This is a genomic window from Dehalobacter sp. CP (assembly GCF_047652685.1).
Taxonomy (GTDB): domain Bacteria; phylum Bacillota; class Desulfitobacteriia; order Desulfitobacteriales; family Syntrophobotulaceae; genus Dehalobacter.
Map to the genome: position 1 here is coordinate 2,698,863 of NZ_CP157399.1, position 14,162 is coordinate 2,713,024.

Sequence of the window (14,162 nt, forward strand, 5' to 3'; positions counted from 1 at the left end):
TTCCTTAGTTGATGATCGCAAAACAAGTTAGATTTTCCATAAGCTGGATGCCATAGCCTAGGGATTTTTATTCCGTTTTTCTTTGTTATGGTTGGAGTAAATTTTAACTTTCGGGACATTATAAATAATTCCAGTTCATTTTATCTTTTACCTTTGTTAGTCATTGCCGTTTACGCTGTTACAATGGCGCCGTCAATTTTTTTTAAACTTAACTTTTCATGGAAAAAATCAATGGCAGCTACAACGCTGCTTTCTTCAAGACTAAGTTTAATAATAGCCACCGGCGCAATTGCCCTAAAACTAGGAATAATTAACGATAGTCTTAATGGAACAATAATATTAGTAGCAATAATATCTTGCACACTATCGCCGCTTATTTTTAACATCTTAACAAAAGATCGTAACATCAATTTATCTTAATATACCTCAAGATTGATCGCACTCAATGAATATAAAAGAAAACTCAGCTGTCACCAATCCGTTCTGCAATATCTTGAGAAATAAGAAGAAATATAGAAATTAGGGGGCGTAAAGAAACTTCATTTAAGTTTCTTTACGCCCCCCATCGCTAAGGCCGACTGCTCAGGATTTTAATTCTGCCAGTGTAACCTTAACGTCTTTTGTGTCCCCCTGACGATAATAGGTAATGGTGACCGTATTCCCGACCTCAGATTTAAACAATTCATGGGTCATTTCAAGAGAACTGGTGATCTCAACCCCATTGACTTTCGTAATGACGTCTCCGGCACGAATCCCGGCTTTATAGGCAGGCCCTCCGGTTGAGACCGCTGAGATATAGGCTCCAGCAGGCCAGCCCTGCTGAGAAGCCCATTCAACAGTATACCGTTCGTCGATCGAGACCAGAATACCTGGATGAGCAGCATAGCCTTTCTTGATCAGCTGTTGGATCGTCGGCCAGGCGTCTGTAATCGGAATCGCGAAGCCCATTCCTTCATAGCCGGTGTCTTGGTTTTTAGCTGCATTAATGCCAACGACCTTTCCATGATAATCTACCAGCGGTCCTCCACTGTTTCCGGGGTTGATCGCCGCATCGGTCTGAATCAGATTAAAACTTGCTTCTCCCTGCAGTTCCAGAAAACGGTTCGTCGCTGAAATCACACCCGTTGTCACAGAGCGGGCAAAATCTTCTCCACCTGGATTCCCAATCGCAACCACAGGTTCTCCGACTTGAAGTTTGCTGGAATCTCCGAGACTGACTGCAGTCAGATTGTCGGCCGATATTTGAACAACGGCCAGATCTGTCCGCCCATCTCCTCCCACGAGTTTACCTGTGATATTACGCCCGTCGGCAAGACTTACCACCAGTTTCTCGGCACCTTCAATAACGTGATTGTTGGTCGCAATTAGCCCTTTCTGCGCATCAATAATAAAGCCTGATCCGCTGGCTACTTCAGCAAGTTCACTTGACCGGCCAAATATATTACCGCCGCTCTGGAAATTGGCGATCCCCACGACAGCCGGACCTATTGTTTTCGAAATTTCTACCACCGGATACGTGTTGCCATTACCGTCTGTACTCGTCGAAGTGTTCGCGACCGCCGAGGTTGTGACGAGTGAATTTGTGTTAGCCGAACTACCGCTCTGGTTCTGGATACTCATGATTTCCGGATAGATTACCGGGGCTAAAGTGAGAGAGGCTGTCCCACCCAACAAGGCGCTGATGATCGCGACAACCGCAATAACCATGACCCCCGGTTTCTTTGTCTGCGGCCGCTCCCCATTGTATGGATAGTCATGATAAGCGTTATATTCTTTATAATGGTTATTGTTGTTAAAGTCCACGTCATTCCCCACCTTTTTAAATTAAACTTACTTATGCAAAATAATCGGGTTACAGATTATTTATTATTATAATTATTATTTATGACAATCCTGTGAACTTTTGTTTACAGAATTGTGAAAAATGGTCCCCAAAAATCCGTTCTTACTTTTTTCTGCTTACATCACATCTCATCTTATGACCTGCCCGTAAAGTACCGTTCTCCGCATTTCGGACATCTTTGCAATGAAATCGGCACCTCAAGCCCGCATTGGTTAAGCAGTTCAGCATCCGCCAATATCTCGGCAGCCTCTCCGTCGGCAGCAATTTCGCCGTCTTTGATCACGATGACTCTCTGGCTAACGTACAGGATCATATCGAGATCGTGGCTCGTAATAATTTTGGTATGTTCAAAACGATTCAGTAGATTGATGACTCTGCGGCGGGATCTCGGGTCAAGCGATGCAGTCGGCTCGTCCATGATCAAAACATCGGGCTGCATGGAAAGGACAGACGCAATCGCCGCTGCCCTTTTTTCGCCGCCGGACAGTTTAAAAGGCGGCCGGTCTTTTAGATGTAGGATGCCGACCATTTCCAAAGCTTGAAGAACCCTGTTTTCTACTTCCTTTTCATCATAACGGTAATTCCGGGGACCAAAGGCCACATCGTCATAGACCGTCGACATAAAAAGCTGGTCATCCGGGTCCTGGAAAACCATTCCGAGTCTTTGGCGGATTAACGACAGTGTTTTTTTGGTAACGTGAATATCGCCTACCAGCACCTCGCCGCTGCTCGGAAAAAGAACGCCCATCAGTAGCATGAGCAGAGTGGATTTTCCTGCACCGTTCGCACCAACAATGCCGACCGATTCCCCATGATGAATCGTAAACGAGATATCCTTAACCGCCTTGTTGCCGTCCGGATAAACATAATTAATGGTTCTGGCCTCTAACTTATGATGGCTCATTTAGCGTATCACTCCTGATATTAATAGACCGATCATCAACGGGATATTAACCATTCTTGCTAAAATGAAAAATAACAGCCAGCCGCCAAAATAAGCTCCGTCCCTTATCGTTATCCTGGTGTCGGCTCCTGTATAGTATTCTCCTGTAAAACCGCGTACACACATTGCCTGATACACTCTCTCGGCCCTGTCAATCGTCCGCAGGAGCAGCTGACCAACGAGCGTTCCCCAAACACCGGGGCGAATACCTTTCTGCTGGGGGGCCCGAAGCTTATATGCCCTTATGCTTCTGGATACTTCCTCGATCAATACGGAAATATACCTGTATGTCAGCAGCAGCTGCAAAACAAAAAGCCGCGGAACTTTCAGCATACGCAAACCGGCGGCAAGTTTATCCATTCCTGTCGTACAAATAAGAACCAGAGCAGCCGTGATCGTGAAGAGACTTTTCAGCAGGATTGAAGCGAAAGTAATCCACCCTCTGGACAATGCAAGTCCACCCACTGTAATGACTTGAGAATCAAAAAACGGGTTTAAAATACCGATTGCAATAATAAACGGTTCGATCAGGAGTAATCTTGCCAACACCTGTTTGACCGGCAGCTCTGCAAGAAAAAAAACTACCACCGGATAGAAAATCATGGGCAGCAAACCGATAATTTCGTGCCTGTCATATGAGACCACGACGAATAAGTAGACGATCGTCGTCAATATCTTAATCAGCGGATGAAGCTTATGGATAAACGTGTCCTTACAGGCCAGATCATCCATAAGCCTTATGTTGTACAACGAACTTGTAAAGTCAGCCATTATTGCTTTTCAATCCTACTTCCGGAACAGAGTAATTCAAGGCAAGGATATCGTTCCCCGCCTCAAGATGGTTCATGCAGTAACTTTCTTCTTCCTTCTCTTCACGGAACGGATAAAGAGCCCTATCATGGCCGCTAATACGAGTGTCATCGCGCCGCCCACCAATCCGGATACGGTTGTTCCTGCATTTACGGATGGCCATGCAACCTCAGCGCTTGTCTCTGAGACTTGTTCTTCGCTCACGCTGCCATCATTTTTAAAACTGTAACCCGGCAAAAATGCTGTTTTGCTTTGAATATCGGCCAATATGCCATAAATTCCGCCGGACTCTGCCAGTTCCGTGGTCCCGGCGGTCTTTTCCATAGACCATTCCAAGCCGTCCGGATTTGACGATGCAAACCAAGAAAGTCCTCCACCGATAATGACTGCTGCAATAGCAAGTCCGTATATGATACGTTTTATGGAAGTATTGCCTGAGATTTTTCCCGATACCTGCTTTTCAATAAGTTCAGGCCTCGCTTTCCATACAAAAGTAAGTACTGCGGCGGTAACCAGCCCTTCCACAATCCCGATCGCAAGATGAATAGGCAGCATCATAAGCACAAAAGCTGAAAACGGAAGCTCAGTCTTTCCAGAAAAGACCGTCTCCAAGACAACGCTGAAGGCCCCCAGCTGAAGCCCGACAACCGCTGCAATCATCGAACCGGCCATCATGCGTTTAGCCGAAATCCCTTTCTTAATAAACCACTTGAATATCAGCGGATAAGCAATAAAGCAGGTATAGAATCCCAGGTTGAATACATTGCAGCCGTAGGCCAAAAGCCCGCCATCGCCAAAAAACAAGGCCTGTATCAATAGTATTGATGCCATGGCCAAGAACCCGGCATACGGCCCAAGCATAGCAGCTAGAATCAGTCCTCCTCCAAGATGTCCGCTGGAACCCGTTCCTGGAATCGAAAAATTGATCATCTGGGCTGCAAAAACAAAAGCTCCCATAACTCCCATCAAGGGAACCTTGTTTTCCTCCATATCGTTCTGAATCTTTTTTATCGAATAAGCCGCTACCCCTGCTGTAGCAACCCACATGGTTCCACCAACGACCGGCGAAATCAAAGCATCTGCCATATGCATTCCCCAACACCCCTATATTTCTGTATATTTCTTATAGACTTTTCAACAAGGCACCAATTCAAGGCACCAAGGCCCCAATTCCTGCTTTGCAAAGCAATCTTGCTTAGATCAATTATAAATTACTCTTCAATTTTTACAATCCTGGTAGGGGGGATACATCGCCTATTTTCTTCATCACTTATCCTATTTGTACGTTGAACTAAGAATATACCCTATATCCAGCTGTTCAATCAATTACGGCAGGAGGTCCTATGTCCAAACCAATGCCATTAAGGTACTAAACCTTGCACTAAAACAAAAAAACCGGGCGTAGCCACGGACTGCAAAGCAAACCTTCTTTTTTCTTTTTATGAACATTCGTCAGTGGGTCAGTGTTATTTTTTATTTACCGTAATCAGGGAGTCTTTCCCGAACTAAACACAAAGTTGCGCTGAGACCAGTAACTGAATAAGAAAAGTGTTAATTCGGTGATAATCTTGGCAAAGACTAACGGTATGCCGATCAGAATGTGGAAGAGATACATCAGCCCGTAATTGCAGGCCATGATAAATACAACGAGTGAAAAATATTTCGGGGCAGATTTATGATGTTCCGTGTTTTTATTCCGGGAAAAGACAAAGTAATGGTTCATACTGTAATTGAAAATAGAACTGCAGACTCTTGCCCCAACTACAGCGATCAGCAGATTTGATGTAGAGAATTGAAACAACAGCAGCAGAGCAAAGTCAAGCCCTCCGGACATCAAAGAGGAGGTGCAAAATTTAAGGATCGGGTAATATACTCTGGCTGAATCTGAAAAGGTCCGAAAATGGGAAGACCTGTTTTTTTCGTCATAGACTGTATTGATCCATACTTCGTAGAACAAATAGCCCGCTGCCTTCGCTTCGAGCAGAATGTTCATTTCATATTCAAATCTTTTCCCCTGGATGCTGCCTAACCAATCGAGCATATCGGCAGAATACCCTCTTAAGCCTGTTTGCGTATCCGTCAAATGCGAACCCGAAGAGACAGAAAATACTGCCCGGGTTACCGTATTCCCGAAACGGCTGCGCGGAGGAACCTTGCCGCAAAACTTTCGGGAGCCAAGAACGATAAATTCGCGGTGTTCTTTGGCAACCTGGGCAACTCTGATGATATCTTCAGGCAAATGCTGTCCGTCACTGTCGGCGCAGATAACCCCTTCTTTTTCACCTTTTTCCTTGATATATCGAAATCCCGTCTTCAGGGCAGCCCCTTTGCCTTCATTGGCCGGATGTGTTAACACCGTGCATCCCAATTTGCCAGCGGCCTGAAATATCCTGCTATAAGGCTTACCGCTACCGTCGTCTACAATCACAATCTGAAAATCGCACTTTTCTTTTATATCCTCTATCAGCCTGAGAAGCCGATCATCCGGTTCATAGGCCGGTATAAGTATCGTCATCGAATTCCGCTCCTTACATAACTGCACGATTGTATCTATTATTGTAAGGATTCATTATGTCCGTTTCGTGAACTTTCAATTACGGTTTCATGAATTCAAACGTCAATATCATTTGGTAAAATAATAGTGAACACCGTACGTTTTTTGAATATGCTCGAATGATTTTATTCAAATGTTGAAGCAACTTCCTTAGCCATTTGTTCGAAATCAGACAGCTGGCGGATGAATTTTTCAACCACTTCCGCATCGAATTGGGTCCCGGATCCCTGAATGAGCTGATTCCTGGCTTCCTCAAACTTCAGTCTGGAGCGGTAGCGACGGTCGGAAATCATCGCATCAAAAGCATCAGCAACAGAAATGATTCTCGCCAGGAACGGGATTTCATCTTTTTTCAGTCCTTCCGGATATCCTTTGCCATCGATGCGTTCATGGTGGCATTTCACAATCGGAACCACCTCTTTGAACATCGATACAGCCGATAGGATTCTCGCCCCTTTCAAGGGGTGTTTTTTAATCTCTTCATACTCTTTCTCGTTCAGCTTCTGGGACTTAAACAGAATATCATCTGAAGTACCGATTTTCCCAACATCATGGAAAATACCGCTGATCCGCAGCAACTCAAGCTCCTCCTTGGAGAAATCAAAAGCCTCTCCGATCTTAACGGCAAAATAGGCCACTCTGTCGGAATGACCGCGGGTATAAATATCCTTCGCATCGACGACCATTCTTAGGGCTTCAATCGTATCCATGTAGGTTTCTCTGAGCTGGTCATACGTTTTGTTCAGCTCATCATTTTTAATATTCACCAGGGAATGCAGAAACGCATTATTGATGGACGAGGAGGCCTGGTTGGAATAGATCTCAAGCAGTTTCAGTCCATCCTCAAGATCGTCCCCTTCTACAAAAATGATGCCAATGTCCTGAAGATATTCGTTGATCAGAGGAATAATTACTTTTTTATCAAGCTTAACGACCTTTTTATTGATCCTGGCGCTGCCGATAAACTCCATCAGTTCCGGATCAAGCATTTCCATGAAATCGGCCACTTTTTTCTTATATTTCCCGATCCCTTTAAATATGCTGTTATTGCCGGAACTAATCCTGGTGATATCATCGATCAGAATAAAAGCATTCTTGCTATTGACCAAAGGCAGAATCTCAGCCAGGATATCCTCCAGAATGTTATCTATCGGTTGAAGCTGATAGATCTTAGGAACAGACTGCAGAATTTTGTTCAGGCCTTCCTGGAACTTCTTGATCGTCCGCATTTGGGAAATCGATTTGATCCCGGATTCAACGAGCAGGAGCAGCTGGTCAAAGCGGTCACCTTTTTCGCAGTAACCTTGGATTTCCAACGCTTTGATGGTTTCCAGCGGCGGAGCAAGATCCTTGTGTCCTGTCAGCAAAAGAATATACAGTTCGTTGTTGAACTCTCTGATTCTCTCTACGACCTTGTCGCCATGGATCGGATACATTAAATAGTCAAGAATCAACAAATCGTACTTCTCTTCACGGACTTTTTCGATAGCCTCCAGTGGATCGGTCAGGCCGACGAATTGGTAGCCGCTTCTTTTCAGGACGACGGACAGCGAATCAATGATTCCTGGTTCGTCATCAACAATTAAGATTTTGTAGTCTAGATTAACGCGATTAGTTGAACGTCTCATCGTTAGCCTCCTGTACGTGTGCGGATAGATAAGGAATCGTGATATAGAATGTAGTGCCAACGCCTTCCTGCGATTCAAACTTCATATTGCCCGAGAATCGTCCTTTAATTGTAGAATACGACATGTATAGTCCAAGACCTGTTCCATTTTTACCTTTGGTCGTAAACATTTCCTTGAACAGTCTTTTCTGCACTTCTTCAGGAATGCCCTTACCCTTGTCGCTTAACTCAAATTTGAGGTTATGGCCGTCTCTGTGAATTCTAAAACCAATTTCTCCGGTTTGCCCTTCATAGGCATGAATTGCGTTGATAATCAGATTGTCAAATACTTGTACCAGGCTGTTCAGTTCTCCTCGTACTTCTGTCTGCAAATCAATTTGGAAATCAAACTTGATCTTGCAATGGTATTTTTTTAGTTCATGCTTCATCAGAACATCAATTCTTTTAACCAGATCTTCCACGGTGAACTTATCTGAGCCGGCGTAGTTCATCTGTACTGCCTGGCCTTTAACTGCACTGATAATGTCTGTCATATAGGAACAGTATGGCTTCATCTTATCGAGCCATTCCTGCATCTCTTTCACAATCTCATAATGATCGGCAGGTGATACAGCTTGATCTTCAATAGATTCCTTGTATTCATTCGTTAAATCCTTGAGTGCCTCGATACCCCCGGCAATCGACATGATCGGTGTTTTGAGGTTATGGGCGATTCCGCCGATCAGCTGGCCAAGCGAAGCCAGCCTCTCCTGTTCCAGAATGATAGCCTGATTTTCTTTCATCGATTCAATATTCGCTTTTTCTTTTTCCTGGATTTTATTGAAGGCAATAATCAGATCTCCGATTTCGTCATTGGAGGTGATCGCCAACTTCTGATCGAGGTCAACGTTAACGCCATGCGAAATGTCGGAGAGGTTTTTGGCCACCCTTGAAACGTCTTCACCGAGGGACTTGGAAAAGTAGTTTAAGACGATAAAGTTAATCATGAACAGCAGGATGAAGCTTACAGAAAAATAAATAATTGTATTATAGGAAGAAATATCATATTTAATACCAATAATATAATCGCCGTTAGGACCTGGAACTCTTACGGATGTTCCCTGAGACTCGACTGTATAGTCTTCATAAATTCTTCCCTCGTAATTGCTTGATACTTCAATGGCATATTTAATAAAGAAATCACTCGCGTTTTTATCATCTAGGGAAATATATTCTCCCGCCGGTGTAATAATAAACCTGGAATCATGGTCTTTATTCAACATGACAATCTGGCTTAAAGCCTCTTTTACCTTTTTTTCATCATAAGTCTCCATGGTGACATTCGTTTTTAGCTCCTCTGAATACATTCTATAGATAAGATCGCCTTTTTCGGTGATCAATCTGGAATAACCCACTAGAGATGTGAATAATATTGCGATGATAATTGTTGGCAAAACGTGAAGCACTATTTTTCTTCGAATGCTTAGATTGATTCCTTGAAGCTCATTATTGACAGAAGTTTTTAAAAGGACATTGGTAAACATCCTTTTTGAGAAAATAAAAGAAAAAAGTGCTGCCAGTGTTGCGAAAGAAAACACCAGAATAACAATTCTATAGATCAGTGTTAACGGGTGGCTTCCTGTTATAAATAGTATGATAAACAAGACAATTAGCGATACGATGATTTGCCCGAAATAAATGATATAGGGCATGTTGATACATTTTTTCCTGATTTTCTGCAGCTTCAGACGCGACTCCTCAGAATTATTTGCTACTAAAGGAGCCCACTGATCAATATTGGAAAGTGACAATTTGAAAAATATAAAGCTTGGAATAATGATTAAGAACGTAATGATAATGAACTGGGTATTATAGGATATATACGATACGTCAACATCAAAGTTGGAATTTATGGATCCTGGCGGATAGTTGAATACAAATGGAATGAGGAAATATAACGCGAGTACCGTGCAAAGAATGACGAGCGTATAGATAAGCGTTATCTGCAGACTTATCCTCTTTTGAAAAGATTCTTTCATCTTTTTTAACATACAACATTCCTTCTGATCTGATTTTTATTTAGATAATTGATCTTGCTCATATAGCGAAGAATCTGTGAAATATAAGCCTGGTCAATGTCCGGCCAGTCAAAATCCACCTGACCCAATGCATTCCGAGTGATTTCTGATTTAACATTGACTGTCTGAGAATAAGCAGAAAAATTTCCCTTTAGCAGCTCGTTGACAGCAGGACTGATGTTATGCTCTTTCATATTCTTTTCAACGATCTGAACAAAGACATCATTCGGAACAACTTCAATATCAATGCCCAGGCTGTTTAACATCTCAACTATATTGGCAAGGCTGACCGTTTTATGATTAAACAAATGGAAAATACGTGTTCCGACAGATAAATTGATTAACCTGGCTATCGCTTCACTGCAACAATCAACCGGGGTAAATTCCAATTGTTCATCCGCCCAGATTTCCGGAACAAAACCAAGCTTAATAATTGCTTTGATCCTCTCATAGAAACCATTCTCCTGAATGTTTTTCTGAAACTGTCCGTCATTGTAACGACCGGTTAAGACGCCGATGCGATAAACATCCGCCTTCAAACCATTTTTGACGTTCTGATAAATAAATCGTTCCGATTCAAACTTGCTTTTTACGTATACGTTCCCGCTGTAATCCTGTCCGATATACAAATCGGATTCTGTAAAATCTACCTTTCCCTCGTGGATATTATTTGTAAGATAGTTTCCGGAGACTGTGATCGAGGAAATATAATTCAAACGAATGTTCCCCTGCAGACAGAAGGCCGCCACTCTTTCCGTACCTTTAATGTTGACATCCATATAGTCTTCATAAAATCCATAATGTTTTACGATTGCGGCCGAATGAATGACCAGATCGATCTTTTCCAGAAGATATTGATAAATATTGCCGTCCAGTCCAAACCGATCCTGCGCAATATCACCGGAAATAATAATAATCCGTTGGTCTAACTCCTGACTGTATCTTCCGTTAAAATAAAAGTCCAGTTGTTTCCGCAGTTTATCTTCCGCTTCGTGAATCGTTTTTCCTCTCAGCAAACAGTAGATATTACAGTCCTTTTGTTTAATTAGCTGTTCAAGTAAATGTATCCCTAAAAAACCAGTAGCTCCGGTCAGTAAGATGTGCTGCGCCTCCTTCAGACTAGGCTGCACATCATAATCAAGACTAATCTCCTTGATTGGGTTTTCACTAATCGATCCACTTTGAGCACTGTCTTTTTGAGCCTCCATATTCTCGGATACTTGTCTGATCGTCTGATATTCATAAAGATCCTGAATCCCGATATCAATCCCTTTTTTCATCAACAGGACTTGAAGCTGGACAATCGTAAGTGAGTCTCCGCCTAGATCAAAAAAATTATCATCAATACCAACAGATTTTCTGCCCAGCAAAGAGCACCAGACTTTCGCAATTGTCCTTTCTATTGAGTTTCTTGGCGAAACAGGTTTTGCTGCATTTTCTTCATACTCAGGCAGTGAATTTCTGTCAATCTTATTATTCGGGGTTTTAGGGATAAAATCAACCGGGATAATATAACTTGGGATCATATAGTCAGGCAGATACTGTGCTAAGTAGGCCTTTAGCTCAGTACTGTCTATTTCTGTATCTGCAATAATATAAGCACATATTATTTTACTATTGTTTGAATTTTCTTTGACAACTGCAACTGCCTCCCTGATATGAGGATGTTGAAGAAGTTTGTCTTCAATTTCACCAAGCTCGATTCGGTATCCTCTGATTTTTATTTGATAATCAGTCCTCCCCAGATATTCAATATCCCCTTCCGGGTACCACCTGGCAAGGTCCCCCGTTTTATAAAGTCTTTCTCCGGGAAAAAAAGGATTGGCAATAAAGCGTTCAGCGGTCACATCGTCTTTTCCAAAATAGCCTTTCGAGACGCCCGTTCCACCGATAAACAAATCCCCTGGAATTCCAATTGGCAGTAAATTCATATGGTGGTCAAGGATGTAAACTTGCGTGTTAGCAATAGGTTTACCGATATGGGGCTTCCTTTCATAAGTAACATCGGCCATAGTCGACCAAATCGTCGTTTCGGTCGGCCCATATAAATCATATATTTTTGCCGAGGACGATACGACTCTTTTTAAATCGTTTAATACAGCAGCAGACATTGCTTCCCCAGTTACTAAAATATCAGTAAGATTTCTGATCCCCGTAAGATCCAGATCGCTGCTCAGTAGCAACTGAATCCTCGAAGGTGTAGCCTGAAATATATTAATATCATGATCATATATTACCTTATTAAGTTCTTCCGGAATAATCTGCTGCTTTTCGTTCGCAATTACGACTGTAAGCCCTCTGCTGAGAGGCAGTAAAGATTCCGCAACAAAGATATCAAACGAAATCGTTGTGACCGACAGCATGACCTTCTCGGGAGAAAAGTCAATCTTTGCCGTTATTCCCGAAATCAGATTCACGACGGCTGAATGCTGAACCATGACACCCTTGGGCTTTCCAGTCGAACCGGATGTATAAATCAGATAGGCAATATCCTGTGGTGTATTGACTTTCGGCAGGTTAGCTAATCCGGCCAGTCGTTCATTGTTACTAAAAACGTCGATCATTTCCCCGTTGAAACGGATCTCTTTCATGAGTTTCTGACAGGTTAACAGAATAGCAGTATGGCTATCCTCGAGCATATAATCGATTCGCTGGGAAGGATAGTCCGGATCAATCGGCAGATAAGCACCGCCTGCTTTCAGTACTGCCAGGATCGCTATCATCATCTCCAGAGAACGTGGAACAAAGATTCCTACAAATTTGTTAGGCCCAACGCCTTTGTCCCTGAGCACTTTAGCAAGCCGGTTCGCTCTTTGATTCAACTCATAATAGGAAATACTGCTCTCCTCAAAAATCAATGCTGTCTTGGCCGGCGTTTTTTCTGCTTGTTCTTCGAATAACTGGGCAACCGTTTTATTGTGAGGGAAGAGTAATCCGGTGTCATTGAACTCATACAGGATTCTCTGCTTTTCCTTCTCCGAAATCATCTCTAGTCCGGAGATTTTTTTCACAGAATTGTCCAGTGCATGCCAAAGAATCCTCAGCACATGCTCATGAATAAATTCAATTTCCTTACTATAGAAGAGATCCGTCAGATAATCATAATCAATAATGATATTGCCGTCGTCTTCCCGCTCGTTGATATGAATGTAAAGCGCTTCTGTCTGGTGACCGCAAAAGTGCCATCTGCCCTCACAGCTAGTAATATCACTGTTCTTGACAAATTTGGCATTTTGGTAAGATACGGCAATCTCATATAATTTTTCGATACTTCTGTTATATTTTCTGACATGTTTCAGAACTTCATCATACGGATATTTTTGATGGCGCAGAATTTCCATCCAATTTCTGGTCAGCTTATGGCAGAAATCCTGGAAATTCGTATCGTTATCGATATTAATCCTTAGCGGTATTGTGCTGATAAACATACCAACTGTTTTCTTTTCCCGGGCATTGGCACGGTTCAGAACAGGTACTCCAAGTACGATATCTTCTTTATTGGAGATTCTGTTAATATAGATACAAAGTGCAGAAATATAAAGGGTAAAAACCGATGTTTTATTTTCTAGGCAGTATTGGGAAATTTTTCTGGATAATTTATTGGGAATTTTAAACGTTTTTCTGACTGCTTCAGTATGGTTCATCTTGGCTGCTTTGCTTTTCAGCGTGGTCATCTCCGGGGTATCCGTAAAAACATTTTCCCAGTATTCCTTATCTTTGATATACTTTGGAGAATGCAGATATTCAAGCTCACTATTGACATATTCTAAATAAGAAGGATCATTTTCCTGCTCAGAGGAAACACCTTCTTCCAGCATATTGTAATTCTCCATAATTTTATTGCCTATATAAACAACAGTCCACCCATCAGAAATCAGATGGTGGATTTTGCAGTATATCACATTCTCTTTTTCGCTGATTTTAATGATAGAAAAATAAACCAGTGGGCTGTCGTTAATGGTAAATGGCTTTTTGGTTTCCCCCTGATCCCAGGCATACAGCCGTTTGAGGCCGCCCTCGCTGAAATCAAAGAAATCTATTTTCGTATATGCAAATTTGGCAACATATTGGAATACCTGTCCGTCCTTTTCCCTAAACCTGAGCCTGAGCGCTTCATTTTTCTCGATTACAAGGTTGATGGCCTTTTCGAGAAGCCGGAAATCTATGCTGTCTTTAATCTTCAGGGTTGAAGCAATATTGCCAATGCTGGTGCCTGGATGGAGTTTCTCTAAATACCAAATACCTCTCTGCGGGATTGATAACGGATAATACTCGACCATAAAACAGCGGCCCTCCATAGATCTGCAAATTTTCCCATACCCTGTCGA

Annotated in this window: 9 protein-coding genes; 1 reads left to right on the forward strand and 8 read right to left on the reverse strand. The window is 42.5% G+C overall.

The window, feature by feature from the left end:
* Positions 1–87: 87 nt before the first annotated feature.
* Positions 88–420, forward strand: a complete 333-nt coding sequence (locus tag AAH944_RS13440) for a cation:proton antiporter (RefSeq protein WP_415535299.1) — start codon at positions 88–90, stop codon at positions 418–420.
* Between the two features lie 162 nt (positions 421–582).
* On the opposite strand, the gene AAH944_RS13445 is transcribed toward AAH944_RS13440, so the two are convergent.
* The 8 genes from AAH944_RS13445 to AAH944_RS13480 form a co-directional block, all read right to left on the reverse strand.
* Positions 583–1,803, reverse strand: coding sequence for a S1C family serine protease (locus AAH944_RS13445; protein ID WP_415535300.1), 1,221 nt, complete (start codon positions 1,801–1,803; stop codon positions 583–585).
* Positions 1,804–1,976: 173 nt separating this feature from the next.
* Positions 1,977–2,747, reverse strand: coding sequence for an energy-coupling factor ABC transporter ATP-binding protein (locus tag AAH944_RS13450; protein ID WP_415535301.1), 771 nt, complete (start codon positions 2,745–2,747; stop codon positions 1,977–1,979).
* Positions 2,748–3,557: a cobalt ECF transporter T component CbiQ gene (gene cbiQ, locus AAH944_RS13455; RefSeq protein ID WP_415535302.1), complete on the reverse strand. Its 810-nt coding sequence runs from the start codon at positions 3,555–3,557 to the stop codon at positions 2,748–2,750. It abuts the gene before it with no gap.
* A 72-nt stretch (positions 3,558–3,629) separates the two neighbouring features.
* Positions 3,630–4,688, reverse strand: coding sequence for an energy-coupling factor ABC transporter permease (locus AAH944_RS13460; protein ID WP_415535303.1), 1,059 nt, complete (start codon positions 4,686–4,688; stop codon positions 3,630–3,632).
* A gap of 394 nt (positions 4,689–5,082) precedes the next feature.
* Positions 5,083–6,111, reverse strand: coding sequence for a glycosyltransferase (locus AAH944_RS13465; RefSeq protein WP_415535304.1), 1,029 nt, complete (start codon positions 6,109–6,111; stop codon positions 5,083–5,085).
* Positions 6,112–6,275: 164 nt separating this feature from the next.
* Positions 6,276–7,778, reverse strand: a complete 1,503-nt coding sequence (locus AAH944_RS13470) for a DUF3369 domain-containing protein (protein ID WP_415535305.1) — start codon at positions 7,776–7,778, stop codon at positions 6,276–6,278.
* Positions 7,762–9,795, reverse strand: a complete 2,034-nt coding sequence (locus tag AAH944_RS13475) for an ATP-binding protein (RefSeq protein WP_415535306.1) — start codon at positions 9,793–9,795, stop codon at positions 7,762–7,764. The genes AAH944_RS13470 and AAH944_RS13475 overlap by 17 nt, the downstream gene beginning before the upstream one ends.
* Before the next feature lie 5 nt (positions 9,796–9,800).
* Positions 9,801–14,114: an amino acid adenylation domain-containing protein gene (locus AAH944_RS13480; RefSeq protein ID WP_415535307.1), complete on the reverse strand. Its 4,314-nt coding sequence runs from the start codon at positions 14,112–14,114 to the stop codon at positions 9,801–9,803.
* Positions 14,115–14,162: the final 48 nt, after the last annotated feature.